The following is a 26,875-nucleotide window of genomic DNA, read 5'->3' on the forward strand; positions in this document are numbered from 1 at the left end:
ACGCTGAGCTCGCCCGGCACCGCCGGCACCGGCACCAACCCCGAGCAGCTGTTTGCAGCGGGTTACTCGGCTTGCTTCATCGGCGCCATGAAGGCCGTGGCCGGCATGAAGAAAATCACCCTGCCGGACGACGTGAGCATTGACGCCAGCGTTGATCTGGGCAAAATCCCCGCCGGTTATGGCATTGCTGCCCGCCTGGACATCAGCCTGCCCGGCATGGACCGTGCCGCCGCCCAGGAGCTGGTTGATGCCGCGCATCAGGTGTGCCCTTACTCGAACGCGACCCGCGGCAACATCGACGTGACCATCACGCTGGTCTGATACCCGCGATGAACAGACGCCTGATTCCCCATGCCGCCGTTGCCGTCGTGGCGATTGAGCATGTCTACATCCTTGTGCTGGAGATGTTCTTCTGGAACAAGCCGCTCGGGATGAAAACCTTCAATCTCACGCAGGAATTTGCCGACACAAGCCAGGCCCTGGCCGCCAACCAGGGGTTGTACAACGGTTTCCTGGCGGCTGGCCTTTTCTTCGGGCTGTTCACGGGTAACCGCACGTTCAAGCTTTTCTTTCTGGCGTGCGTGATCGTGGCCGGCGTCTTTGGCGCAGCCACGGCCGCGCCGAAGATCTTCTTTACCCAGGCCCTGCCCGCGATCATTGCGCTGGCACTGGTGCTGTGGCTGGACAAGCCGGCGGCCAGAACCTAGGCGCCCCTGTCGCCAAAGCGGCCCGCCGGTCTTGAACCGGCGGGCTTTTTCGCTAAAGTGCCTGCATGAGCACCACCACCCTTCTTATTCGCAAAAACGACCTGACCAGCACACGGCTGGAAACGGCTGAAGACGCCCCGCTGGCCAATGGCCAGGTGCGCGTACGCGTCGAGTCCTTTGCGCTGACCTCCAACAACATCACCTACGCAGCCTTTGGGGATGCCATGAACTACTGGCAGTTTTTCCCTACGGACGAAGACGGCTGGGGCACCATTCCGGTCTGGGGCTTTGGCAGCGTGGTGCAGTCGCTGCACCCGGGTGTGGCGGTGGGCGAGCGGCTCTACGGCTACTACCCCATGGCCTCGGCCACCGTGCTCACACCAGCGCGCCTGAGCACCTCCGGCTTTTACGACGGTGCATCGCACCGGCGTGAACTGCATGCCGTCTACAACCAGTACCTGCGCTGCAGTGCCGACCCTTTTTACACACCTGACACAGAAGACACCCAAGCCCTGCTGCGGCCGCTGTTCACCACTTCTTTCCTGATTGACGACTTCCTGGCCGACAACGATTTTTTCGGTGCCCGGACCATGCTGCTGTCCAGTGCGTCCAGCAAGACCGCCTACGGCACAGCCTTCCAGCTGGCCCAGCGCCCCGACATTGAAGTCATCGGGCTGACGTCGCCGGGGAATGTGGCCTTCTGCGAAAGCCTGGGCTGCCACAGCCGGGTGCTGACCTACGACCAGCTCGACCAGATTTCAGCCGACGCGGCCTGCACCTATGTGGACTTCGCCGGCAACGCCGGGCTGCGCCTTGCCATCCACACCCGCTTTGCCAACCTGAAGTACAGCTGCTCGATAGGCGGCACCCATGTGACGCAACTGGGCGGCGCCAAAGACCTGCCCGGCCCGCGCGCGACGCTGTTTTTTGCCCCCGCCCAGATCAAGAAACGCAGCGCCGACTGGGGCGCAGAAGGCTTGGGCCAGCGCCTGGTGCAGGCTTGGCAGGCCTTCAGCACGCGTGCGGCACTAGCGCCCTCGCCGTGGCTGGTGGTGCAGCAGCATGAGGGCGCCGAGGCGGTTGCGGCGAGCTACCAGCAGGTGCTGGCCGGCCAGGGCGACCCGCGCACCGGGCATATCCTGAAGCTCTGACAGCGGCGCATGTCGCTATTATTTCAATAGCTGCTTGCGCACGTCCTTAAAGGGCTACAGGCCTTTTTCATCATATTTTCAGCCACTTTCCGATTGCATCGACAATGGGAACATGACTGAACAACCCCTGGCCACGCCGGCTCCCGATGCGGTGCACGCCTACGAAAAACTCACGCCTGACGTGGTGCTGGACGCGCTGGCTAGCGTAGGGCTGCTGGGCGACGGGCGCCTGATGGCGCTGTCGAGCTACGAAAACCGCGTCTACCAGGTTCACCTTGAAACGCCGGTGGGCTCGGGCGCTGCCGCTGGAGACATGGTGGTGGTCAAGTTCTACCGCCCCGGGCGCTGGAGCGATGAGCAGATCATCGAAGAACACGACTTCTCCGCCGAGCTGATGGCCGCGGAAATTCCGGTGGTGGGGGCGCTGCGCATCCATGGCCACACCCTGCATCACTTCAACGGCTTCAGCTTCAGCGTGTCGCCGCGCCGCGGTGGGCGCCGTCCGGAGCTGGAAGATTTCAGCGTGCTCGAATGGATTGGCCGTTTTCTTGCACGCATCCATACGGTGGGCAGCGCCAAATCGTTCAAGCACCGGCCCGCGCTGAACCTGCAGACCTTTGGCCACGCCAGCCGCGAAGTGCTGCTGGCCGGCAACTACCTGCCGCTGGACATGGAGTCGCGCTGGCTCAAGGCTTTTGAAGAAGCCATGAATGTGGCGCAGGCCGTGATTGAAAGCGCCGGCGATATCCGCACCCTGCGCCTGCACGGCGACTGCCACCCCGGCAACATCCTCTGGACGCCCGAAGGCCTGGAAGGCGCCGGCCCGCACTTTGTCGACCTCGACGATGCGCGCAGCGGTCCGGCGGTGCAGGACCTGTGGATGCTGCTGTCCGGCGACCGCGCGCAATGCCTGCGGCAGCTGGGCGCGCTGGTGGACGGTTACGAAGAATTCGGCGAGTTCGACCGGCGCGAGCTGGCGCTGATCGAGCCCTTGCGCACCCTGCGCCTGGTGCACTACAGCGCCTGGCTGGCCCAACGCTGGCACGACCCGATCTTTCCCATCAACTTCCCCTGGTTCGGCTCCAGCGACTACTGGAAGGGCCAGGTGGATATGCTGGAAGAGCAGACGGAAGCCATGCAGGACGCGCCGCTGGTGGCATAAGGGCTCTGAGGCTAGCCGCGCCTCCTTCAATCGGAGGATTGACAGAACTTCGTAGCCTATGTAAAAGAAAAACCCGCTGGTTGCCCAGCGGGTTTTCGGATACGAATCTCTTGCGAGATTCTTATTGCAGCAACGGCTCTCACCCCGGATAACTACAAGCGGTGGAGTCTAAGGGGGTTTTGAATGAATCACAATGCGGTTGCCAAAATTTATCGCGACAGAAGTCAGGAGCCACTGACATTCGGTTTCGACATTGGCATGGCATCTGTGGGCTGGGCCGTACTCAACGAAACACGTATCGTCGCCTTGGGTGTCAGAGCTTTCGACAAGGCTGAAACCGCGAAGGAAGGCGAATCGTTGAACCTCGCGCGTAGAAGTGCACGTCTGATGCGCAGGCGCTTGCGGCGCCGTGCCTGGCGATTAACCAAGCTTGCACGCCTGTTACGTCGCTTCGACCTCATCGCCGACGCCGAGTACTTTCGAAAACAACCCAGTCACACGGATTCGACATGGGAATTGCGACGAGCAGGCTTGGATCGCGTGCTGGGAAAACAGGAGTGGGCACGGGTGATCTTTCACTTGTGCAAGCACCGCGGGTTTCACTGGATCAGTCGGGCCGAAGAAAAAGCTGCCGAGGCCGATAGCAAGGGGGAAGGCGGTAGGGTCAAGCAGGGACTGGCCGGAACGGCCAAGCTCATGAGCGAAAAAGGTTACAGAACAGCAGCCGAGATGGTGCTTGCTGAATTTCCACAGGCGCAACGCAACAAGCACGGTGAGTACAGCAAGGCGCTCTCTCGTGTCCTGCTCGCAGACGAGATGCAACAGCTATTTGAGGCGCAACGGCGGTTGAAAAACCTTCACGCCACGGCAGACCTGCAGACTCAAATACTTGGCAATGGTGACCGCAAAAACGGGTTGTTTTGGGCGCAGAAGCCTGCGCTTGCGGGCAAAGATCTGCTGAAAATGTTGGGCCACTGCACTTTTGAAAAGGCTGAATACCGCGCACCCAAAGCCAGTTTTACCGCAGAGCGTCACGTCTGGCTGACGCGGTTGAACAACGTGCGCATCACTGCGAGCGGTAAGTCCCGGCCATTGACCGCCGATGAGCACAGAATCTGTCTCTTGTTGCCTTATCACTCAGCCGAAAAATTTACCTATAAAAATGTACGTGCCGCTCTGGTCAAAGCGGGGTTGGATGCGTCGTTCAGATTCACAGGGTTTTCATATCCCAGCGAAAAGCAGATCGGAGAAAAAAAGGCAAAAAACCCCGAAGAACAAGTCATGGTCAAGCTCGCGGCCTGGCATGAACTGCGATTGACACTCAAAAAACATGGGCTTGAAGATGCATGGCAACAAATGTCGGTGCAGGCGCTGGACGGAGATCCTGACCTACTCGACCAGATTGCCTGGGTGCTCAGTGTGTACAAAGAAGATGACGAGGTCCGCGTTGAGTTGAATAGTCTGGATCTACCAGGTGGCGCAAAAACAGTTGAGGCACTGCTTGATATTCGCTTCGACAAATTCCACGCCTTGTCGCTTAACGCCCTGCGAAAAATCGTGCCTTACATGCAAAGCGGCATGCGTTATGACGAAGCGTGTGCCGCAGCGGGTTACCACCATAGCCAGTTGCACGGGGTGGGCAAGGGCAAGCACAGAACCTTGCCTTCACTTTATTCGAGCCGCGATAAAGATGGCCGCATGGTCTTTGACGTAGACCTGGATGTGCCACGCAATCCGGTAGTACTACGCGCCGTCAATCAGGCGCGCAAGGTGCTAAATGCGCTTGTCAAAACCTATGGATCGCCTACCCGGGTACACATTGAACTGGCGCGCGACTTATCACGTCCCTTCGATGAGCGCCGTGACATAAAAAAGGAGCAGGAGGACTTCAGAGACCGAAACGAAAAAGACAAAGCGGAATTCGCCAGTCATTTTCATATCAGCGGCAACCCGCGGGGGGGTGACTTTGAGAAATGGCGCTTGTATCGGGAACAGCAAGGCAAGTGCGCCTATTCACTCCGAGCCATTACCCTGGAGCGCTTACTGGAGCCTGGTTATGTTGAGGTTGACCACGCCTTGCCCTACTCGCGCAGCTTTGATGACAGCAAGAACAATAGAGTGCTGGTGTTTGCCAAAGAAAACCGCGACAAGGGCAATCTCACGCCGTATGAATATCTGGACGGAATCAACGAAAGCCAGCGCTGGCGAGAGTTTGTAGCCTTTGTCGAAACCAACAAAGCATGGCGGCAAGCCAAGCGCAGCCGTCTGCTACGCAGAGACTTCGGGCAGGAAGAGGCCCAAGGTTTCCGAGATCGCAATTTGAACGACACCCGCTATATCGCAAAATTTTTCAAAAACTATGTCGAACGTTCCTTGAAACTGGTTGAGGGCAGCGACAGCCAGCGCTGTGTCGTTCTCAGCGGTCAACTAACCGCCTTCTTGCGCGCCCGCTGGGGTCTGCTAAAGATACGCGAAGAGAGCGACCGTCATCACGCACTTGATGCCGTAGTGATAGCTGCGTGCAGCCACAGCATGGTTAAGCGCATGTCTGACTACTCGCGCCGCAAGGAACTGGCGCAGGTACGAGAAGGTTTTGTGGATATGGAAACCGGTGAAATCGTGAACGCGGCCGCGTTTGCGCAACTGGAAGCACATTTCCCGTCACCGTGGCCCGGCTTTCGTGACGAGTTGCACTGGCGACTCAAGATTGACGATGTGACCGTACTGCGTAGCGAGATCCAGCGTTTGGGTACGTACCCGCCGGAAGCGCTGGATGTACTCAGACCACTGTTTGTTTCACGTGCACCACAACGGCGAAACAGTGGGGCAGTTCATAAGGAAACGATCTACGCCCAGCCGAATCGTTTAAGGGCTCAAGGCGGGGTCACACAGAAAGTGGCTGTCGGCAGTTTGACATTGAAAGATGTGGAAAAGCTGGTGGAGCCGCACCGCAACGAAAAACTGTATGCAGCTATCCGCAAGTGGCTGGAAACCCGCGACGCCAATGAGAAGCGAGCGAAAGAAATTGAAGCTGGCGCTGGGCGAGGCAAAGACAAACGTCCATTGACGACGGCCGAAAAACTGGAGATTGAAGCCCTGCGCGCGCTGCCACGTAAACCTGGCAAGGACGACACACCCGGGCCAATCGTTCGCACGGTGACGCTGGAGATTGACAAGCTCTCCGGCATACCCATACGCGGAGGTATTGCCAAGAATGACACGATGTTGCGGGTGGATGTGTTCACTAAGGCAGGCAAGTTTCATCTTGTACCGGTTTATGTGCATCACAAAGTGACCGGGTTGCCGAATCGGGCCGTAGTTGCCTTCAAAGATGAAGCTGAATGGACTTTAATCGATGACAGTTTTGGATTTTGTTTTTCGCTGTATCCGAACGACTTTGTGCATGTTTCGCAAAAAGGCAAGCCGCCTATTCAGGGCTACTACTCAGCTTGCGACCGATCAACAGGAACTTTGACTTTCTGGGCGCATGATCGGAATGAATCCGCTGGAAAGGATGGCTTGATACGAAGCGTCGGTGTAAAAACTGCTATTTCTATTGGCAAATTTGATATCGATGTCCTCGGCAATGCATACCCCTCCAGACCTGAGCAGCGCCATGGTCTGGCGTAGCGTCGTCATCAGTCAGCCCGCGAAGCTCAAGCGCGATCACTTCGCGCTGGTGGTTGAGCAAGAACAGTCTGCCCGCGTGCCTTTCGAAGACATCGCAGTGATTGTGCTGAACAACCGAGAAATCACTCTTACCCACCCGGTTTTGTCTGCATGCGCCGAATACGGTATCGCCATGTATGCCACGGGCGCCAACCACCAGCCCAGCGGCGTTTTTCTGCCCTTTCAAAGCCACAGTCGGGCCACGCGCATGCTGCGACTGCAACTCGACCTGGACAAGCCCACAGCCAAGCGCGCGTGGGCAACGATTGTGCAGGCCAAGATCAACAACCAGGCGTTTTGCATGAAGATGCTGAATGCCGGAGACCATGAGCGGCTTGCATCCTATTCTCGTCGTGTGCGCTCTGGTGATATGGGCAACATGGAAGCGCAGGCTGCGGCGTATTATTTTCCACAGATCATGGGACGCAGCTTTCATCGTAGCCAGGAGGTATGGGCCAACGCTGCGCTGGACTATGGCTACGCCGTGATGCGCGGTGCATGCGCACGCGCACTGGTAGCACACGGCATGCTGCCAACGCTGGGCCTGTTTCACAGCAGCGAACAAAATGCGTTTAATCTGGCGGACGACTTGATTGAGCCTTACCGCGCTATTGTCGACTTGCATGTAGCCACCAGTCGGAAGACCGACGAGTCAGTCGATCTGAGCCCTGCAGACAAGGTGGCTTTGGTCGGTTTGCTCAATGTAGATGTGGCCATGCCGCGCGGCGTGATGAGCGTGTTGGCGTCGGTCGAACAGGCGGCTGAGTCGTTGGCCCGCTTGTATGACGGTGGCAGCGAGCAGGTGTTGGAGATGCCGCGCTTGATCGGTCTGAATCAGCATCGGTACGAGATGTAGCGGCGCCGCCGACCATGAGTCAGAACACAAGGCGATTCATGCGAATGATGGTCTTATTTGATCTGCCCACGGTCACCAAAACCGAGAAGCGCGCCTACACGCTGTTTCGTCGCTTCTTGTTGAACGACGGGTACGACATGATCCAGTACTCAATTTATGGCCGTATCCTGAACGGCAGCGACGCGGAAGAAAAGCATATGAAGCGGCTGGTGGCCAATCTACCTGCCGAGGGCTCGATTCGTGTCTTAACAGTTACAGAAAAGCAATACGCTGGCATGAAATTGCTCGTGGGCTTGCCACTTTTTCAGGAGAAAAAGGTCAATGCTAACCAAATTGCTCTGTTTTGAACCCATTTTTCCAAAACGAGAACCCGCTCCAAGCTAAGCCTGGAGCGGGTTTCGCGGGGGTCGAGTGTAGCTATCCGGGGTGAGAGAGGGAGCTACAACCTTTTCGGCAGCGGTGCCGTCGTCAAGCAGAGTGTAGCTATCCGGGGTGAGAGAGGGAGCTACAACCACGTGGTAGGCGACTGGCGCCCCCCATGAAGTGTAGCTATCCGGGGTGAGAGAGGGAGCTACAACCTCGCCCATGACCTCCTCAACGCCACGGATAGTGTAGCTATCCGGGGTGAGAGAGGGAGCTACAACCGAGGGGGCGCTGCTAAAATTTCGGGTCAGAGTGTAGCTATCCGGGGTGAGAGAGGGAGCTACAACATGCTGCGTGCCGAGATCTGCACTGCCTTTAGTGTAGCTATCCGGGGTGAGAGAGGGAGCTACAACGTTGATTCCAGCGGGTGCTTGTATTCCTGGAGTGTAGCTATCCGGGGTGAGAGAGGGAGCTACAACTCGCCGGCATCCGCCGTTCAGGTCCATATGAGTGTAGCTATCCGGGGTGAGAGAGGGAGCTACAACATCAGAGGTGTCGCAGGCAGCGACTTTTATAGTGTAGCTATCCGGGGTGAGAGAGGGAGCTACAACTGTGCGCCGTCGCCGAGGGATTCGGCCCACAGTGTAGCTATCCGGGGTGAGAGAGGGAGCTACAACCCCGGTGGCAACGGTTCGATAGGCATCGCTAGTGTAGCTATCCGGGGTGAGAGAGGGAGCTACAACGTGATGAAGGGTCGTCCCGGTACTGAACAGAGTGTAGCTATCCGGGGTGAGAGAGGGAGCTACAACTCACAGGCTAATCAACAGAAATCAACAGAAAGTGTAGCTATCCGGGGTGAGAGAGGGAGCTACAACCTGCCGCCAGCGTACTCTTCACTCGCCACTAGTGTAGCTATCCGGGGTGAGAGAGGGAGCTACAACAAGTTTCCGTGAGGAACCTGCCAATCGGATAGTGTAGCTATCCGGGGTGAGAGAGGGAGCTACAACGGCAACGCGATCAACATCATCTTCTCAGCAAGTGTAGCTATCCGGGGTGAGAGAGGGAGCTACAACCTCATCGCCGGGATTCGCTGCTTGCACGGTAGTGTAGCTATCCGGGGTGAGAGAGGGAGCTACAACTTCTTTGCGTGTCTCGTAAACCAGAAAATCAGTGTAGCTATCCGGGGTGAGAGAGGGAGCTACAACACCAGAACTGCCAGGACGGCATTCCAGACCAGTGTAGCTATCCGGGGTGAGAGAGGGAGCTACAACTATCTGGCCGACACCATGAAACTGACGACGAGTGTAGCTATCCGGGGTGAGAGAGGGAGCTACAACCAGCTTGTCGGAGATAGCGCGGAAGGGCTCAGTGTAGCTATCCGGGGTGAGAGAGGGAGCTACAACCGTTTTGCAGTTCTTGCGCGCACTCGAGCCAGTGTAGCTATCCGGGGTGAGAGAGGGAGCTACAACGGGTGGGTCCAGAAATACCGCCGTCAGGCCAGTGTAGCTATCCGGGGTGAGAGAGGGAGCTACAACCTGCTTCGAGTGACATAGGTAACCTTTCGAAGTGTAGCTATCCGGGGTGAGAGAGGGAGCTACAACTGAGTGAACGAAGCATCGACGCCCATCAACAGTGTAGCTATCCGGGGTGAGAGAGGGAGCTACAACCAGCAGCTTGTTAATCACCATGCTGCCGGCAGTGTAGCTATCCGGGGTGAGAGAGGGAGCTACAACGTAAAAGTTGTCCTGCCAGCACGGGCAGGGAGTGTAGCTATCCGGGGTGAGAGAGGGAGCTACAACTGAGTCGATTCGATCAAACTCGAACACTGCAGTGTAGCTATCCGGGGTGAGAGAGGGAGCTACAACCTGCGGGGTAATGTCCACATGGGCGGGGCCAGTGTAGCTATCCGGGGTGAGAGAGGGAGCTACAACAGCGAATCATGAGCTACGCTGTGCGCAACGAGTGTAGCTATCCGGGGTGAGAGAGGGAGCTACGGAGACGAGAAGGTGGGAATACCCACCTTCTCGCCTCCAGCGCTTCGCGCGGTTGTACAAAAAAGCAGATGCGATCTACCATCAACTTCCCCCGGTTCGGCCCCAGCAACTACTGGAAAGGCCAGGAAGCCATGCAGGAAGCGCCGCTGGTGGCATAACAGCCCTGAGGCCAACCGCGCCGCGCCTCCGGCATACTCCGGGAACCGCCCCTCATGTGCCCCCCCCATGCCGGAACCCAGCGCCCAACATTCCCCTGTTCGCCCTCTCTGGAGGACCTTTCTGGTTTTCCTCGGGCCGCTGGTGCTGACCAACATGCTGCATGCCTTGTCGGGCACGCTCAACAACATTTATGTGGGGCAGATGCTGGGCGTCGGTGCACTGGCCGCGGTGGCGAGTTTTTTCCCATTGTTGATGTTTTTCATTTCCTTTGTGATCGGCCTGGGCGCGGGCGCATCCATTCTCACCGGCCAGGCCTGGGGCACCCGGGATGCCGAGAAGGTTCGTGCCATTGCTGGCACCGTAATTTGTGCGGGCTTTGTCCTCGGCGTGGCCGTCGGGCTGTGCGGCATGCTGCTGGCCGAACCCCTCATGCGCCTGCTGGGAACACCTGCCGACGTGCTACCCCAGGCCGTGGCTTATGCCCGGATCATGATGGCGGCCTTGCCGCTGATGTTTGTCTCCATGCTGGTTGCAGCGGCGCTTCGCGGTGTGGGTGATACCGTCACGCCCTTGTATTCCCTGGTCGTTTCTTCGGCCATTACTCTCATGCTGACCCCGGCGCTGATCCGGGGTTGGCTCGGCCTGCCGGCGCTGGGCGTGACCGGTGGCGCCTGGGCCACGTTGGTATCGGTGACCGTGGCCCTGCTCTGGGTGGCCTGGCACCTGAGACGGCGCGGCCGCGCTCTTGCGCCCGACAAGGATTTCTGGCGACATGTGCGCCTGGAACCGAAATTCCTGAAGCCTGTTGTGCGGCTGGGCATTCCCACCGGCCTGTTCTTCATCACCGGCTCGGTGGCAGACCTCGCGCTGCTGCGCCTGGTCAATGGCTATGGCTCGCATGCCACGGCCGCCTGGGGGGCGGTCAGCCAGGTCATGGCCTATGTCCAGTTTCCGGCAATTTCCATTGCGATTGCTGCATCGGTGCTGGCGGCGCAGGCCATAGGCGCAGGGCGGCTGCAGCAGATCGACAGCGTGACGCGCGTCGGCCTCGGCATGAACATCGCCATCACCGGCGGGCTGGCGCTAGTAGTGCTGGTGTTTGCGCGCGCTATTGTCAGCTTGTTCATCACTGACCCGGCGATCGTCGGCCTGGCGGCTGGGCTGCTGCACATCACCGTGTGGGCCAGCCTGATTTTCGGCCTGGCCAGTGTGTTCACATCCGTCATGCGCGCCAGCGGCACCGTGTTGGTGCCCACCATCATCTCTTTGGCTTGCCTGGGCCTGTTGCTGTTTCCGCTGGGCTGGGCCTTCAGTCAGACTTTCGGCTTGCGCGGCATCTGGATGAGTTACCCGGCCACCTATGCGGTGGCTTTGCTGCTGCAGACAACTTACTTCTTCCTGGTCTGGAAGAAAAAACCCATCGTCAAGATGGTGTGACCACTCACCTAGTGTCCTGTCCCGCAAATAAAGGCGATATGAAATCGCCCAGTCAGCCGGCATGCGGCGTTGCTCGTCGTTGCCATAGCTACGGCTATGTCGCCTCCTCGCGCCCTGTCTGACGACTGACTGGACAATTTCATTTCATCACCTTATCTACGGGGCAGGACACTAGGCGACACCGCGCCCTTCACAGCCCCAGAGACTGAAAGATGCCGTCCATGCGCGCCTGTACCGCTGCATCCATGACGATGGGGCGGCCCCACTCGCGCTGGGTTTCGCCGGGCCATTTGTTCGTTGCGTCCAGTCCCATCTTGCTGCCCAGGCCGCTCACCGGTGAGGCGAAGTCCAGGTAGTCGATAGGCGTGTTTTCTATCAGCAGAATGTCGCGCGCCGGGTCCATGCGCGTGGTCAAAGCCCAGATCACTTCACGCCAGTCGCGCACGTCCACGTCATCGTCCACCACGACCACGAACTTGGTGTACATGAACTGGCGCAGATGGCTCCACACGCCCATCATCACGCGCCGCGCGTGGCCGGGATAAGCCTTTTTGATGCGCACCAGCGCCATGCGGTAACTGCAGCCTTCGGGCGGCAGGTAAAAGTCGGTGATCTCGGGAAACTGCCTTTGCAGCAAGGGAATGAACAGCTCGTTCAGGGCCATGCCCAGAACGGCGGGCTCGTCCGGGGGTTTGCCGGTGTAAGTGGAGTGGTAAATCGGGTCGTGCCGCAAGGTGATGCGGTCCACCGTGAACACAGGAAACGAGGCCTGCTCGTTGTAATAACCCGTGTGGTCGCCGAAAGGTCCTTCGAGCGCGTGCTGGTAACCGCTGGGGTGGCAGGCATCCGGATAGACGTGGCCCTCGAGCACGATCTCGGCGGTGGCCGGCACGCGCAGGCCGCTGCCCAGCGCGCGTACGACGTCGGTACGCGCGCCGCGCAGCAAGCCGGCGAACTGGTACTCGGACAGGCTGTCAGGCACCGGTGTCACCGCGCCCAGAATGGTGGCCGGATCGGCCCCCAGCGCGACCGCCACGGGATAGGGCTGGCCCGGATGCGCCGCAGCATGGTCGCGAAAATCGAGCGCGCCGCCACGGTGTGCGAGCCAGCGCATGATGAGCTGGTTTCGTGAGAGCACCTGCTGGCGGTAAATGCCCAGGTTTTGCCGTGGCTTGTGCGGCCCCTGGGTGATGACCAGCCCCCAGGTGACCAAAGGCGCAACGTCACCGGGCCAGCAGTGTTGCACCGGCAGGCGCGCAAGGTCAACGTCGGATCCCTCCCACACCACTTCCTGGCAGGGCGCCGAACGCAATTCGCGCGGCGCCATGTGCCACAAGGTTTTAAGCAGCCCGCCCAGACCGAGCATGTCTTTCAAGCCCTTGGGCGCCTCGGGTTCCTTGAGAGCGGCAAGCACCTCGCCAAAGGAGCGCAGCGCATGCAGATCGGCCACACCCATGGCGCGCGCCACGCGTGCCGGCGTGCCAAACAGGTTGGCCAGCACCGGCACACTGTGGCCCGTGGGGTGTTCAAACAACAGGGCCGGGCCGCCGGCGCGCAGGACACGGTCGCACAGTGCCGTAATTTCGAGGTGCGGTGACACGGGCTCGGCCACGCGGCGCAGGTCGCCGGTCTGTTCGAGCTGGGCCATGAAATCGCGCAGGTCGCGGTAGCGCATGGGTCAGGACCCGGCAGTGGCCGGAACACCGTCCCAGCGCGGCGCCAGGCCGTGCGGCAGCTCCAGCAGGTCGAGCACACGCGCCACACTGGCGTCCACCAGTTCGGCCACTGTCTGGGGACGCAGATAAAAAGCCGGCATGGGCGGGCAGATGATGGCGCCCATTTCCGTCACGCTGACCATGTTGCGCAAGTGGCCCAGGTGCAGCGGCGATTCGCGCACCATCAGCACCAGCCGCCGGCGCTCCTTGAGCACCACGTCGGCGGCGCGCGTGATGAGGTTGTCCGCCAGGCCGTGCGCCACGGCGGCCAGCGTGCGCATCGAACAGGGCGCCACCACCATGGCGCTGCACACAAAGGAACCGCTGGCAATGGAGGCGCCCACATCGCGCACGTCGTGCACTTGACTGGCCAGCGCTTCGGCAGCGGCACGGCCCATGCCCTGCTCCTGGTCGAGGTTGCGCCAACCTGCGTCGGACACCACCAGATGCGTTTCAACACCTGCCATCCCGTGAAGCGTTTGCAGCAGACGCGTCCCATATACCGCGCCGCTGGCACCGGAGATCGCCACAATGACGCGCCTGGGGTTCATGCGCACCCGCTGATCGGCTCAGTCAATGACATCAAGGTCAACTGCCGGGGAAATACGCAGGGGTGCGCTCAGCAAGTCTGCCGCCACACGTTCCAGCACCCCCGCTGCCTGCGCGGGATCGAAGTCCTCATGCGTCCGCTTTTTCACGCCGTACTGCTGGAGCGCGTAATGCCGGTCGGCTGCAATGCCATGGCGCGCCAGCACACTTTTCACGCAGACCAACGGGCAGCCATCAAGCGCAACAATGGGCCGGCCGGATCGGACGATTTTCATCAGGTGAGGCACATCGCCACCCACGCCCGCAATGCAGGACATCTCGGCCACGCCGCGCCGGTCCAGTTGCAGCGCCACATGGTTGGCCAGCTGCGCCGCGCTGGAGCAACCAGAGCATGAATACACCAGGGGGAGGTGGCGACGGTTTTCAGTCATGTCTTTGCGCTCCGTGCTCCCGCGGCCCGACGCCGGCCGTGCGTTTGCGCGGTCCAAGACGGGCCAGCAACTGCAGCGGTGTCCACTGCTGCAGGTCAAGCGCCGGCAGCTCCAGGGCATCGAGCGCGTTTTTCACGCCCAGCCCCAGTTCGGTGTCGCCCTCCATGGCGAGGCGGCGGCTGAAAAAGAGCGTGTCCGGGTCTTCCTGGCGCTGCGCAAGCCGCATGAAATCGTGCGCGCTGGCACTGATGGCCAGGTCGGTGGCCTGCTGCCGCGGGCAGGCGGTGAAACGTTCTCCGGTCCAGGAAAAATCAAATGTCAGGCGAGCGTCGCGCACATGGATGCGCAGTTTCCTGTGCAGCAACAGGCGGCACACGTCGGCCGGCAGCTGGCGCGCCAGCCCCAGGTTGAGCGCGCTGACCAGCAGCACCGAGCCGGGGTAGGCCGGCAGGCGCTCCAGCAGCGACCCGAGGGCCGGTGGCAATGCCAGGGGCGGAGAAGACGAAAGGGGCTTCATGGTGGTCCGTCAGGTCAGGCCACATACAGCAGCACGGTGATGAAATGGCAGATGCTGCCGCCCAGCACACACAGGTGCCACCAGCCATGGCCGTGGCGCAGCTTGTGGTCGGTGGCGTAAAACCCAATGCCCAGGGTGTAGCAGGCGCCACCCGCTGCCAGCCAGGCAAAGCCGGCAGGCGTCAAGGCCGTCCACAGCGGCGACACCGCCACCAGTGCCAACCAGCCCATCAGCACATAGATGACCAGCGAGAGCACCCGCGCACCCCTGGCCAGCCAGATTTCCTGCACGATGCCCAGCAGCGCCAGGCTCCACACCACACCCAGCAAGGACCAGCCCCAGGCACCGCGCAGGGACACCAGCGCGAAGGGCGTGTAGCTGCCTGCGATCAGCAGGTAGATCGAACAATGGTCAAACTTGCGCAGCACGTTTTTGGCGCGGCCGCGTACGCTGTGGTACAGCGTGGAAAAGACGTACAACAGCACCAGCATGGCGCCGTAAATGCTGAAGCTCACGATCTTCCAGGGGTCACCGACAAAACCGGCGGGCACAATCAGTGCGGCCGAGCCCACCACCGCGAAGCCTGCACCGACGAGGTGGCTGATGCTGTTGAAACGTTCGCCGTGGTACATCGGCGTCAGCCCACCGCCATGGATGCCACCTGCTCCATGCCGGGTCGGCCGTGCCAGTAGCCATTGCAGCCCTTCTCCGGCATGAGCGGCTGCATGCGCGCCAGGGCCTCCTGCGGCGTCAGTACCTGGCGGCACGCCGCATCGAACACGGCGATCACCTCTGCCATGTGCTGCGCCTGTGGGCTCAGGCGGATCACATCCACCCCCACGGCCCGCAAGTCTTCCAGCGCATCCACCAGGTTGTAGACGCGGGCCGACTGGGTTTGTGTGCCATTGAGCACCAGAAACTCCTCGCTCTCGCGGGTCTTGAGCATCAGGCCGTCCGGGTGGTTGAGGCAACTGAAACGGCAGTCGTCCTTGGAAAGGTTGCGCTGCCGCGCGGTAAAGCAGCGCGCCGAATAGGCCAGCGGCATGCGCCCGTAAGCAAACACCTCGGTCTCCAGCCCGGACGGACGGGCCTGCTGCAACAGCGCCAGATCGTCCTGCTTCATCTCCAGCGGCATGACCCAGCGGCTGGCGCCCAGAGAAGCCATCCATTGCAACGACGCCGGGTTGTACAGGTTGAGGTGCGGGCCGGCCACAAAGGGCAGCTTGCCGGCGAGCCGGTGCACGGCACCCATGTCGTTGGCTTCGACCCGGAAATCGCCGTTACCCGTGATCCTGTGCATGGTGCCCACCTCGCTGCCCGACTCCAACAACACCTGGGTCGAGAGCACCACCTCCTTGCCCGCAGCACGCAGGCGTGACGCAATGTCCAGCCAGTCGGCGAACCGCAATTCATGGCGCCGTGAACACACGGTTTCGCCAAGGTAGACCACATCCACCGGTGTGGCAGCCATCGCATCGTAAAAGCTGAAGACGGCATCGCGCTGCCAGTAGTACAGCAAGGGACCAAGGGAAATTTTCATGGAACGGGTTTCCATCATTTCCAGGGCCGGTGGTAAGCGCCCAGCGTGTGCTGCTGGCCTTCGGCGACCTGGTCCAGGCTGGCCATCCAGCTGGCTTTCGGTGCGTAGCGGTGTGGATTCGTGGCGCAATGGTCAATTGCCTCGCGCCAGACCCGGGTCACCTGCGCCACATAAGCAAGGCTGCGCTGCCGGCCTTCGATCTTGATGGCGCGCACACCCATCTTCATAAGCTGGGGCAGAAGTTCGAGCGTGTTCAGGCTGGCAGGCTCCTCGATGGCGTAGTAGTTCTCGTCATCTCCCACGTCGAAGCGTCCCTTGCAGAGCGTGGGGTAACCTGCGTTTTCCCCGCTGGCATAGCGGTCGATCAGCACGCCGCCCAGACGCGACTCCAGGCCTTGCGGCGTCTCCTGCCAGCGCACGGCCTTCGCTGGCGAACACACGCCGTGGGTATTGGGCGACTCGCCCGTCACATAGGACGACAGCGCGCAGCGCCCTTCCACCATCACGCACAGGCTGCCAAAACCAAACACCTCGATTTCCACCGTTGTCCTGTCTATGACCTGCCGCACCTGTTCCAGCGACAGCACGCGGGGCAATACGGCACGAACAATGCCGAACTGCTCTCTGTAGAAGTTGATTGCCTCGTAATTGGTCGCCGATCCCTGCACCGAGAGATGCAGGCGCAGCGCCGGATAACGCGAGGCAGCGTATTGCATGAGTCCCGGGTCCGCCAGGATCACCGCGTCCACACCCAGATCCACCGCCTGGTCCAGCGCTGCGCGCCAAGGCCCCGGGTTGGCGGCCTGCGGGTAAGTATTGAGCGCCATGAAGACCTTGCAGCCGCGCTCATGCGCGTATCGGATGCCCGCGGCAATGGCCGTCTCGTCGAAGTTGAGCCCGGCGAAGTTGCGCGCGTTGGTGGCATCGCGCAGACCCAGATAGACACAACTGGCACCGTTGTCCACCGCGGCTTTAAGGGCGGGCAGGCTGCCGGCCGGACACACCAGCTCCGGCGGGATGGGGGGAGCTGAAAGGGTTTCTGGGAGGGAAGGAGGAGAAGTCATGCCGTTGGAAATCAGACAGGCCCGAAAAAGGGCCATCGCAACGCACGACCATACGCCGATCCTTCACAACACTTTCTGATCTCCGTCAAAGGATGGGCTCAAGACTCGTTGCCGGGGGCGTCTGGGCCAGCCATTGGAAGAAGAAGGAGAAGGCACACGCGCCGCCCAACTGCACTGCATGCGGGCACGAACGGCAACTGCGAAGAGCCATGTTGATCTGGATCAATAGGGGAATAGGTGCTTGGCAGATTAATAGATGTATTATTAATGCATCTTATAAATCTTCTCCACGGAGCCACCATGAGCCTTGCCTCTTCCCCCGCCAAACTCGACATCCGCGCCATTCCGCCCCGCGAGCGACATCCCATGATCTTCTCCGCCTTCGCCCAGCTCAACGCCGGCCAAGCCATGGAATTGGTCAACGACCATGATCCGCAGCCCCTGCACCACCAGTTCCAGGCGGAAATGCCGGGGAAATTCAGCTGGACTTACCTTGAACAAGGGCCAGCCACCTGGCGCGTGGCCATCACCCGGCTGGCACCGGCGCATGGGAACGGGCAATGCTGCGGCTCCTGCGGTGGGGCCTGAATCATTTTTCGACAATCCAGAAGGAATATGCGATGAAAAATAACAAAATGCTGTGGCGTTGGCTCGGCTTCATCTTTGTCCTGTCGTTCGGTGCCCTGGGTTACCTGGGCGTGCAGATCTACCTGACAGCCCCTCCCATCCCTAAGGCCGTCGTCACCACATCGGGCGAGGTTCTTTTCACCGGTGAGCAGGTCAAAAAGGGCCAGCAGGTCTGGCTGGCCAGCGGCGGCCAGCAGCAAGGCAGCGTCTGGGGCCACGGCGCCTATCTGGCACCGGACTGGTCGGCCGACTGGCTGCACCGGGAAGCGGTGGCGCTCCAGACCATCCACACGCAGGCGCTGCGTAAGAGCCCGTCCGCCATAACAGCTTCCGACCGCGGCGCGATCAACGCGGCGCTGAAGGAGGAGATGCGGCGCAACACCTATGACCCCACCAGCGAAACCGTTACTGTGTCGCAAGATCGCGCACTGGCGATCCGCGAAGTGGCGAGCCACTACGACGCGCTCTTCGGCAGCGATATGCTGCTGGACAAGCTGCGCGACCAATACGCCATGACAGGCAACCTGCTGGCGGACGCAGCGGATCGCCACGCGCTCACCGCCTTCTTCTTCTGGACATCCTGGGCTGCGACCACCGACCGGCCGGGCGAGGAGAACCTGTCGTACACCAGCAACTGGCCGCACGAACCGCTGGTGGACAACAAGATGACCGACTCGGCCGCGATCTGGTCGATGGTCAGCATTGTGTTGCTGCTGGGGGCTATAGCCGCCATGTTGTGGCTGCACGGCAGCCAGCGGCATGAGCCTGAGGCGCTGCCGCCCAAGACCGATCCTTTGCTGGGCGCCATCGCCACGCCCTCGATGAAGGCGACGCGCGAGTACTTTTTTGCGGTGGTCGGTCTCATGCTGCTACAGATCGCCATGGGCGTGGTCACGGCGCACTACGCCGTCGAAGGCCAGTCCTTTTTCGGCCTGCCGCTGGCCCAGGTGTTGCCTTATGTGGTGAGCCGCACGGTGCACACTCAGGTGGGCATCTTCTGGATTGCCACCGCCTGGCTGGCCACCGGTCTCTACATCGCCCCCCTGCTGTCGGGGCGCGAACCCAAGCTGCAGAAACTCGGCGTGGACGTTCTGTTCTGGGCGCTGATTGCCATCGTCGTCGGCTCCACCCTGACCGGCTGGCTGGGCACGCTGCAGCACCGTGGCGTGGACTTCAGCTTCTGGGTCGGTAACCAGGGACTGGAATTCACCAGCATGGGCCGTATCTGGCAGCTCCTGCTCTTCGTGGGCCTGCTGTTCTGGGTGTTCCTGCTGGGCCGCGCCCTCTGGCCCGCGCTGAAGAAACCTTCTGAAACCCGTGGCCTGATTGCCATGGTCTTCCTGTCGGCCACCTGCATCGGCGGCTTCTACGCCACCTCCTTGACCTGGGGCCAGAACACGCACTACTCGATGGTCGAGTACTGGCGCTGGTGGCTGGTCCACCTGTGGGTGGAAGGTTTCTTCGAAGTGTTCGCCACCGCTGTGGTTGCGCTGATCTTCACCAAGCTGGGACTGGTGCGCACCGAAAGCGCCAATCGCGCCATCATCGCCGAGACCATCGTGTTCTTGTTCGGCGGCATCCTGGGCACGCTGCATCACCTGTATTTCACGGGTACACCGACCTCGGTAATCGCTGTCGGTGCAGTGTTCTCCGCCCTGGAAGTCGTGCCCCTGACCCTGATCGGTCTGGAAGCCCTGCAAACCTATCGGCGCTCCAAGGCCCTGCCCTGGCTGGCCGCCTACAAGTGGCCTGTCATGTGTTTTGTCGCAGTCGGCTTCTGGAACACCGTCGGTGCCGGCCTGCTCGGCTTTGCCATCAACCCGCCGGCCTCGCTCTACTATGTGCAGGGCCTGAACATGACCGCAGCCCACGGCCACGCTGCCCTGTTCGGTGTCTACGGCATGCTCGGCATCGGCCTGATGCTGTTCTGTCTGCGCGGCCTGTATGCGCGCCACCTGCATGCCGACAACATCCTCAAGCCTGCCTTCTGGAGCTTGAACATCGGCCTGGCGATGATGGTTTTCCTGTCGCTGCTGCCGGCCGGCATCTACCAGGCGTGGGCCAGCATCACCCGGGGCCTGTGGTACGCACGCTCGCCCGAGATCATCCACTCACCCGTGATGGAAACACTGGTCTGGATGCGTGTGCCCGGCGACATCCTGTTTGCCATCGGTGCGATGCTGCTGGCCTGGTATGCCCTGCGCCTGTTGCGGCGCCCCGCGGTTCAACCCGCCGTCGCTGCGGCAGCGCTTGTCACGAACTGACACCTTGTGAAGTGCCGGCCCGGCTGGCACTCACTCTTCCTCTTTATTACTGGAAAATCCAACATGAGCGAAGTCCAAACCCTCACCAATGTCCACCCATTCGACGCGCGCGGCGTTGCCAAGCGCTTCCGCCACGCGGCCATCTTCGGCGCCCTGGAAAGCCTGCATCCCGGGGAAACGATGCGTTTTGTCAACGATCATGATCCGTTGCCACTATTGAACCAGCTGCAGCAGGGCTTTGGCGAAAGGCTGGGCATCAGCTATGTCCGGCGTGAGCCGGGCGAAATCGTGATCGACTTTCAGGTGCGCGGCTGAAGCCTTATTCCATTTCCAAATCATTCATGAACGCGAAGGCGAAGCGACGGTACGGACCTACGGCTAGCGAAGCCGACAAAGTGCACGGATGATTTAGAAATGGAATTACATTCACCCTCATGAAACTCACCACCTTCACCGACTACAGCCTGCGCGTCCTGATCTACCTGGCGGCACAGCCTGGGAAACGCGCCACGATTTCCGAAATCGCGACCTCTTTCGACGTTTCGGAAAATCATCTGACGAAGGTGGTGCATTTGCTCGGGAAAAACGGCTGGCTGGCGACCGTACGCGGCAAAGGCGGCGGGCTCGAGCTGGCCATGCCGCCGGAACTGGTCGGCGTTGGCACGGTGGTGCGCGAGACTGAAGGAACGGCGGTGGTAGCCGAATGTTTTGCCGAAGAGGGCAACCACTGCGCGATCACGCGCATCTGCCGCCTGCGCGGTGTGCTGGGTGAGGCCGTCGAGGCCTTTTACGTTGTGCTGGACCGCTACACCCTGGCCGACCTGGTGCAAAACCGGCAATCGCTGGCCAAAGTGCTGTTTATCGACAGACCCCTGCCCACGCCGGCGGCAAAACGCGCCATGTGAACGCTGATACCGGCGCCCCATGAATGAGCCCAAAGCACCGTTTCCCTACGAAGGCCCTGGGGCACTGCGGCTAACCCTGCTTGAGGCCCTGAGGCGCGTGGTCGATCCAGAGCTTGCCATGAGCATCGTCGATGTCGGGCTGATCTATGGCGTCACCGTGACCGATGAGAAACTGCATGTCCGGCTGACCATGACCTCCGCTGCCTGCCCGGTCGCGGATCTCATCATCGACGAAGTCGAGACCGAGCTGGACCGCGTGGCGCCGCCGGAATTGCTGATTGAAGTTGAACTGGTGTGGGAACCGCCCTGGTCCCCCGAGCGAATGAGTGAACGCGCCAGGCGTTTCATGCAGTGGTGACCTCACCGCGCCGGCCCAGGCACCCGCAGCGCCAGACGGTGCCGCGGTGGATCACCCTGGCCATTCGGCCGCTGCTGCTGGGACTGGTCGCGCTGTCGCTGCTGGCCGGCATCGCAGGTGGTCTGCTGCGCGCGGGCGTGGCTCTTCCCGCCATGGCTCATTCCGCCTGGCCCGGCCACGCGGCACTGGCCCATGCTGCATTGATGATCTGCGGTTTTCTCGGCACGGTCATCGGCATTGAGCGGGCGGTGGCCGTCAAGCTGCGCGCCGCTTTCCTCGCACCGCTGGCTTCGGGCGCCGGCGCTGTGTTCCTGCTGCTGGGTCAGTTTGAACTGGGCGCGTGGCTGATTGTGGCCGCGGCCATTGTCTTCACCGCCGTCAACGTCGTGATCGTGGGACGCCAGCGCGCTGCCCATACCTGGTTGTTGCTGGTCGCCGCAGGGGCCTGGCTCGCCGGCAACCTGCTGTTTGCAACGAATCAAGGCGTTGTCGCAACGCTGCCGTGGTGGTTCGCCTTTCTCGTAATGACCATCGCCGCTGAGCGCCTGGAAATGACGCGGCTGATGCGCCGGCGCCCGGGAGCAGAGTTGTCGCTGCAGGTCGTGCTGGCGACCCTGCTGGGTGGCGCCGCATGGTCTACCCTGGCACCGACCGCCGGCGGGCTGCTGTACGGCACAGCGCTTGTCTTGTTAGCGTTGTGGCTGGCGGTGTTCGACATCGCCCGGTACACCGTCCGCGCGCACGGACTGAGCCGCTACATGGCGGTTTGTTTGCTAGGCGGCTACGCGTGGCTGGCCGTGGCGGGTGCGGCATGGGCCGCCACGGCCCTGGGCCTGCCGCTGCGCGATGCAGCGCTGCACGCCCTCGGCCTGGGCTTCATCGTCAGCATGATGATGGGCCATGCACCGGTGATCCTGCCGGCGATTGCCCGCATCAAGCTGCAGTTCGGCGCCTTTTTCTACGTGCCGCTGGCCATGTTGCACCTCTCCCTGCTGCTGCGGCTGGGGGCCGGCGTGATGGGGAATCCGCTGCGCAGCACCGGTGCCCTCCTCAACGCTGCTGCAATCGCGCTGTTTGCAGCCACCATCGCCGGCGCTGCCGTGGCCTGGCGCATCCAGCATCGCGAGCCCGACGCCCTGACCACCCGAAAGACATCCTCATGACATCGTTCATCAAAATCGCGGAGCCTCCTCCCCCACGGCCACCTGCCGGCTGGGCGCTCTGGGACCTCGGCTTTCGTCCGTTTTACCTGCTGACAAGCGTCTTCGCCGCCCTGTCCATCGGCCTGTGGGCGCTTCAATTTTCCGGCTGGCTGGGCCTGCCTTACCTGCAGGGGCCGATGTGGCACGCCCACGAGATGTTGTTCGGCTTTGCACTGGCCGTGGTTGTGGGCTTCCTGTTCACGGCCGGGCGCAACTGGTCGAACCGGCCAACGCCCACCGGCTGGCCCCTAGCCGCACTGGTAGGCCTATGGGTGGCGGGCCGGGTGCTCGTTCTTACGCCTTTCGGCTGGGCCGCAGCACTCGTCAATGTGGCCTTCCCGCTTGCCGCCGCCATTGCGCTGGCGATTCCCTTCATCGCCGCGCGCAATCGCCGCAACTACTTTTTTGTCGGCCTTCTGCTTCTGATGTCGGCTGCAGTATTGGGCATCCACCTGGCGCAGCTCGGCGTGATTGAGCTTCCAGGCTGGGTCGGCATCCAGCTCGCCCTTGATGTGATGCTGTTCATCATGGTGGTGATGGGCGGCCGTGTGATCCCCATGTTCACCAACAATGGCGTCCCTGGGGCGAATGCCACGCGGCAGCCCCTGCTGGAGAAAACCGCACTGGGCAGCGTGCTGGTGCTGCTGCTGGCCGACGCCGCGCAATTACATGGCGCCTGGCTGGGCGCCGTGGCTGGGGTTTGTGCAGTTGCCCATCTTGCTCGCTGGAGCTTGTGGCGTCCGTGGAAAACAGGGCGTGCGCCGCTGGTTTGGGTGCTGCATGCTGCCTACTTCTGGATTCCGGTGCATCTTGCACTGCGCGCAGCTGCGGCAGCGGGTTGGGTGGCACCCTCGGTGGCCACCCACGCGCTGACCGTGGGCGCCATTGGTGGCCTCATCATCGGCATGATGACCCGCACCGCGCGCGGCCACACCGGCCGGCCGCTGCGGGCCGACCGCAGCGACGTGGCTTGTTTCGTTCTTGTGCTGCTTGCGGCACTGGTTCGCGTGTTCGTGCCGCTCGCCGCCCCGGCCTGGTTCATCCATGCCACGCTGGGATCGGCAGCACTCTGGTCTGCCGGCTTCGCGCTCTATGCCGTGCGCTACTGGCCGGTGTTGACACGGCCTCGCATAGACGGGCAAGCCGGCTGAACGCGGCCGTTTTACCCGTGGGGCGCAAAATGGGGCCATGAAACCACCCAAGCGACTGCAGTCATTGATCGAAGAAGGCCTGATCGACACCGTGGTGCGGCAGCTGATGAGCGGCAAGGAAGCCATGGTCTATGTTGTGCGCTGCGGTGACGAAACGCGCTGCGCCAAGATTTACAAGGAGGCCGACCAACGCAGCTTCCGTCAGGCGGTGGACTACACGGAAAACCGCAAGGTCAAAAACACACGCCAGGCGCGCGCCATGGCCAAGGGAACCCGCTTTGGCCGGCAAGCAGCCGAGGCGGCCTGGCAAAGCGCCGAGGTCGATGCACTTTACCGTCTGGCCGCTGCCGGTGTGCGTGTGCCCACACCGCACAATTTCTGCGACGGTGTGCTGCTGATGGAGCTGGTGACCGACGAACATGGCGACGCGGCCCCGCGCCTGAACGATGTGGAGTTCACGCCGGAACAGGCGCGCCTGCACCATGCCACGCTGCTCACGGAAGTGGTGCGCATGTTGTGCGCCGGCGTCGTGCACGGCGACCTGTCCGAGTTCAATGTGCTGCTGGCTTCGGACGGCCCGGTGATCATCGACCTGCCCCAGGCCGTCGATGCGGCCGGCAACAACCACGCCAGCCGCATGCTGCTGCGCGATGTCGCCAACCTTCGCGGCTTCTTCGGCCGCTTTGCACCTGAGCTGCTGACCACCGACTACGGCCACGAGATCTGGGACCTGTACCAGCGCGGCGTGCTCCGGCCCGACACCCAACTCACTGGCCTCTTCGCGCACAAGCGAGGGCCGGTGGACATGAGAGCCGTGATGGGTGAGATTGACGATGCACGGGCCGAGGAAGCGGCGCGGCGCCTGCGCATGCAAACCTTGTAGGCACACGCAGCCCGCTGTCGGACAGACAGGCGCCTCCTTTCGCGTACGGTGGTCCGGAAAAACTACACGTCCCGTGAGATCAACTCTTTGCCGGTGCGTCGCAATGAAAGACGCAAGGCATCATCGGCAAGCGCCAGCAGGTGATTTGCTCAATCACCTCCAGAGGGTTGGCAATGCCTCCCGACCAGAAGGCATTCCAGATTTGGTCAATTTTCGATTTGAGGTCGCCAGTAAGCATCCGGCAATTAAACCAGCTTTAACCGGCTTTTCACGCCCTCAAAGCAGCAGCGCGTTGACCCGCTTCACATAGGCCGCAGGGTCATCGGGCAAGCCGCCCTCGGCCAGCAAAGCCTGGTCGAACAGGATGTGGGCCAGATCGTCGAAATGTTCGCTGTCTTCGAGCTTTTTCACCAGCGGGTGTTGGGCATTGATCTCAAGAATCGGCTTGACCTCGGGTGCGGCCTGGCCGGCCTGCTTGAGCATGCGGGCGAGCTGCGTGGACATGTCGCCGTCCTGCACCACCAGGCAGGCCGGTGAATCGACCAGTCGCGTGGTGGCGCGCACGTCCTTTGCCTTGTCTTTCAGGGCTTCCTTGAGCCTGTCGAGGATGGGCTTGAACTGGGTCTGCGCTTCCTCGGCAGCCTTCTTTTCGTCTTCGTCCTGCAGCTTGCCCAGGTCCACGGCGCCCTTGGCAACCGACTGCAGCGGCGTGCCGTCGAACTCGTGCAGGTAGTTCAGCGCCCACTCGTCCACGCGGTCGGTCATCAGCAGTACCTCGATGCCTTTCTTGCTAAAGATTTCCAGCTGCGGGCTGTTCTTGCCGGCGGCCTGGGTGTCGGCGGTGATGTAGTAAATCGCGTCCTGGCCTTCTTTCATGCGCGCCTTGTAGTCGGCAAAACCCACCGTTGCGGTATCCGTGGTGGAACTTGCAAAGCGCAGCAGCTTGGCCAGGCGGTCGCGGTTGGCAAAGTCTTCGCCCAGGCCTTCCTTGAGCACGGCGCCGAATTCGGCGTAGAAGCTCGCAAATTTTTCCGGCTCGTTGGCGGCCAGGTCTTCGATCATGGACAGCACACGCTTGGTACATCCTTCGCGGATCGCCTTGACCGCGCGGCTTTCCTGCAACAGTTCACGCGAGATGTTGAGCGGCAGGTCGGACGAATCGACCACGCCTTTCACGAAACGCAGGTAAACCGGCAGCAGCGCCTGTGCGTCGTCCATGATGAACACGCGCTTGACGTAGAGCTTGACGCCAGCGGCCTTGTCGCGGTTGAACAGGTCCATGGGCGCCTTGGCCGGGATGTAGAGCAGTTGCGTGTATTCGGTGGAGCCCTCGACGCGGTTGTGGGTGCTGGCCAGCGGCGGCTGGCTGTCGTAGCTGATCTGCTTGTAAAACTCGTCGTACTGTTCTTGCGTGATGTCTTTTTTGGCGCGTGTCCAGAGGGCAGCTGCCTGGTTCACGGTTTCCCACTCGTCGGTGGTGACCATCTCGCCGGGTTGGTCGTTCTCGCCTTCTTTCCACTCCTCCTTCTTCATCAGGATGGGCAGGGAAATGTGGTCGGAATATTTGCTGATGATGCTTTTGAGCTTCCAGGTGTTCAGGTACTCGGTGGCATCGTCTTTCAGGTGCAGGATGACGCTGGTGCCACGCTCCGCCCGTTCGATGGTTTCGACCTCGAAGTCACCCGTGCCTGCGCTGGTCCAGCGCACAGCTTCAGCAACTGGCAGCCCGGCGCGCCGGCTTTCAACCGTGATCTTGTCGGCCACGATGAAGCCGGAGTAGAAGCCGACGCCAAACTGGCCAATCAGCTGCGCATCGTTTTTCTGGTCGCCCGAGAGTTTGGACATGAAGTCCCGCGTGCCGCTTTTGGCAATGGTGCCCAGGTGCTCCACGGCCTCCGTCTGGGAAAGGCCGATGCCGTTGTCGGTGATGGTCAGGGTTTTGGCTGCCTTGTCAAAACTCACACGCACGTCGAGGTTGGGCGCGTTTTCATACAGGGCGGCGTTGTTCAGGCCTTCAAAACGCAGCTTGTCGCAGGCGTCCGAGGCATTGGAGACCAGCTCACGCAGGAAAATATCGGGATTGGAATACAGCGAGTGGGTGACGAGATTCAGCAGCTGGGCAACTTCAGCCTGGAAAGAAAGGGTTTGCTTGCTCATGATGGTGGGTTCTT

At 61.3% G+C, this 26,875-nt stretch carries 24 protein-coding genes and 1 CRISPR repeat array; of the genes, 16 read left to right on the forward strand and 8 right to left on the reverse strand.

The window, feature by feature from the left end:
* The 8 genes from ABI660_RS13745 to ABI660_RS13780 form a co-directional block, all read left to right on the forward strand.
* A partial coding sequence (locus ABI660_RS13745; protein WP_348068914.1) for an organic hydroperoxide resistance protein occupies positions 1–321 on the forward strand: 321 nt, incomplete at its 5' end.
* Between the two features lie 8 nt (positions 322–329).
* Positions 330–707, forward strand: a complete 378-nt coding sequence (locus tag ABI660_RS13750) for a DUF1304 domain-containing protein (RefSeq protein ID WP_348068916.1) — start codon at positions 330–332, stop codon at positions 705–707.
* Between the two features lie 65 nt (positions 708–772).
* Positions 773–1,858 (forward strand): DUF2855 family protein, encoded by a 1,086-nt coding sequence (locus tag ABI660_RS13755; protein WP_348068918.1) that lies wholly within the window; start codon positions 773–775, stop codon positions 1,856–1,858.
* A gap of 112 nt (positions 1,859–1,970) precedes the next feature.
* Positions 1,971–3,020 carry a serine/threonine protein kinase gene (locus ABI660_RS13760; protein ID WP_348068920.1) on the forward strand — a complete coding sequence of 350 codons (1,050 nt, stop codon included), beginning with the start codon at positions 1,971–1,973 and terminating at the stop codon, positions 3,018–3,020.
* Between the two features lie 183 nt (positions 3,021–3,203).
* Complete coding sequence (cas9, locus tag ABI660_RS13765) at positions 3,204–6,650, forward strand: type II CRISPR RNA-guided endonuclease Cas9 (RefSeq protein WP_348068922.1); 3,447 nt, start codon at positions 3,204–3,206, stop codon at positions 6,648–6,650.
* Complete coding sequence (cas1, locus tag ABI660_RS13770; protein WP_348068924.1) at positions 6,607–7,545, forward strand: type II CRISPR-associated endonuclease Cas1; 939 nt, start codon at positions 6,607–6,609, stop codon at positions 7,543–7,545. Before cas9 ends, cas1 begins: the two co-directional genes overlap by 44 nt.
* Positions 7,546–7,583: 38 nt before the next feature.
* Entirely contained in the window at positions 7,584–7,892 is a 309-nt protein-coding gene (cas2, locus tag ABI660_RS13775) for a CRISPR-associated endonuclease Cas2 (protein WP_348068926.1), read from the forward strand.
* Positions 7,893–7,955: 63 nt separating this feature from the next.
* A CRISPR array of direct repeats spans positions 7,956–9,905; the repeat unit is 36 nt; unit sequence AGTGTAGCTATCCGGGGTGAGAGAGGGAGCTACAAC.
* 222 nt (positions 9,906–10,127) lie between these two features.
* Positions 10,128–11,498: an MATE family efflux transporter gene (locus ABI660_RS13780; protein WP_348068928.1), complete on the forward strand. Its 1,371-nt coding sequence runs from the start codon at positions 10,128–10,130 to the stop codon at positions 11,496–11,498.
* 190 nt (positions 11,499–11,688) lie between these two features.
* Here ABI660_RS13780 and ubiD read toward each other — a convergent pair whose 3' ends face one another.
* Genes ubiD through ABI660_RS13815 form a run of 7 tightly spaced genes read right to left on the reverse strand, consistent with a single transcriptional unit; the run spans position 11,689 to position 17,314 of the window.
* The gene (gene ubiD, locus ABI660_RS13785) at positions 11,689–13,173 is read right to left on the reverse strand and encodes a 4-hydroxy-3-polyprenylbenzoate decarboxylase (protein WP_348068930.1); all 1,485 of its coding nucleotides are present in this window, start codon (positions 13,171–13,173) and stop codon (positions 11,689–11,691) included.
* A gap of 3 nt (positions 13,174–13,176) precedes the next feature.
* Complete coding sequence (locus ABI660_RS13790) at positions 13,177–13,764, reverse strand: UbiX family flavin prenyltransferase (RefSeq protein ID WP_348068932.1); 588 nt, start codon at positions 13,762–13,764, stop codon at positions 13,177–13,179.
* Positions 13,765–13,782: 18 nt separating this feature from the next.
* Positions 13,783–14,193: a putative zinc-binding protein gene (locus ABI660_RS13795; RefSeq protein ID WP_348068934.1), complete on the reverse strand. Its 411-nt coding sequence runs from the start codon at positions 14,191–14,193 to the stop codon at positions 13,783–13,785.
* Positions 14,186–14,710, reverse strand: coding sequence for an SCP2 sterol-binding domain-containing protein (locus ABI660_RS13800; protein WP_348068936.1), 525 nt, complete (start codon positions 14,708–14,710; stop codon positions 14,186–14,188). Before ABI660_RS13800 ends, ABI660_RS13795 begins: the two co-directional genes overlap by 8 nt.
* A gap of 14 nt (positions 14,711–14,724) precedes the next feature.
* Entirely contained in the window at positions 14,725–15,342 is a 618-nt protein-coding gene (locus ABI660_RS13805) for a hemolysin III family protein (protein WP_348068938.1), read from the reverse strand.
* A 5-nt stretch (positions 15,343–15,347) separates the two neighbouring features.
* Positions 15,348–16,250 (reverse strand): U32 family peptidase, encoded by a 903-nt coding sequence (locus tag ABI660_RS13810; protein WP_348068940.1) that lies wholly within the window; start codon positions 16,248–16,250, stop codon positions 15,348–15,350.
* 14 nt (positions 16,251–16,264) lie between these two features.
* Positions 16,265–17,314 (reverse strand): peptidase U32 family protein, encoded by a 1,050-nt coding sequence (locus ABI660_RS13815; RefSeq protein WP_348068942.1) that lies wholly within the window; start codon positions 17,312–17,314, stop codon positions 16,265–16,267.
* A gap of 300 nt (positions 17,315–17,614) precedes the next feature.
* On the opposite strand from ABI660_RS13815, the gene ABI660_RS13820 reads away from it, so the two are divergent.
* The 8 genes from ABI660_RS13820 to ABI660_RS13855 all read left to right on the forward strand — a co-directional run bounded on the left by ABI660_RS13820 (position 17,615) and on the right by ABI660_RS13855 (position 24,704).
* Positions 17,615–17,902: a DUF2249 domain-containing protein gene (locus tag ABI660_RS13820; protein WP_348068944.1), complete on the forward strand. Its 288-nt coding sequence runs from the start codon at positions 17,615–17,617 to the stop codon at positions 17,900–17,902.
* A 32-nt stretch (positions 17,903–17,934) separates the two neighbouring features.
* The gene (locus ABI660_RS13825) at positions 17,935–20,205 is read left to right on the forward strand and encodes a nitric-oxide reductase large subunit (protein WP_348068946.1); all 2,271 of its coding nucleotides are present in this window, start codon (positions 17,935–17,937) and stop codon (positions 20,203–20,205) included.
* A 63-nt stretch (positions 20,206–20,268) separates the two neighbouring features.
* Positions 20,269–20,520 (forward strand): DUF2249 domain-containing protein, encoded by a 252-nt coding sequence (locus ABI660_RS13830; RefSeq protein ID WP_348068948.1) that lies wholly within the window; start codon positions 20,269–20,271, stop codon positions 20,518–20,520.
* Between the two features lie 119 nt (positions 20,521–20,639).
* Positions 20,640–21,110, forward strand: coding sequence for an Rrf2 family transcriptional regulator (locus ABI660_RS13835; protein WP_348068950.1), 471 nt, complete (start codon positions 20,640–20,642; stop codon positions 21,108–21,110).
* Positions 21,111–21,129: 19 nt separating this feature from the next.
* Positions 21,130–21,468: a metal-sulfur cluster assembly factor gene (locus tag ABI660_RS13840; protein WP_348068952.1), complete on the forward strand. Its 339-nt coding sequence runs from the start codon at positions 21,130–21,132 to the stop codon at positions 21,466–21,468.
* Positions 21,465–22,631, forward strand: a complete 1,167-nt coding sequence (locus tag ABI660_RS13845) for a hypothetical protein (protein ID WP_348068954.1) — start codon at positions 21,465–21,467, stop codon at positions 22,629–22,631. Before ABI660_RS13840 ends, ABI660_RS13845 begins: the two co-directional genes overlap by 4 nt.
* Positions 22,628–23,821, forward strand: coding sequence for an NnrS family protein (locus ABI660_RS13850; protein WP_348068955.1), 1,194 nt, complete (start codon positions 22,628–22,630; stop codon positions 23,819–23,821). Before ABI660_RS13845 ends, ABI660_RS13850 begins: the two co-directional genes overlap by 4 nt.
* Positions 23,822–23,858: 37 nt before the next feature.
* On the forward strand, positions 23,859–24,704 hold the full coding sequence (locus ABI660_RS13855) for a PA4780 family RIO1-like protein kinase (protein ID WP_348068957.1): 846 nt from the start codon (positions 23,859–23,861) through the stop codon (positions 24,702–24,704).
* A gap of 276 nt (positions 24,705–24,980) precedes the next feature.
* Here the strand turns inward: ABI660_RS13855 and htpG are convergent, their stop codons facing one another.
* Positions 24,981–26,861, reverse strand: coding sequence for a molecular chaperone HtpG (gene htpG, locus ABI660_RS13860; RefSeq protein WP_348068959.1), 1,881 nt, complete (start codon positions 26,859–26,861; stop codon positions 24,981–24,983).
* Between the last annotated feature and the right edge of the window lie 14 nt (positions 26,862–26,875).

The sequence above is a fragment of the Polaromonas sp. genome (assembly GCF_039930745.1).
Classification (GTDB): domain Bacteria; phylum Pseudomonadota; class Gammaproteobacteria; order Burkholderiales; family Burkholderiaceae_C; genus Polaromonas.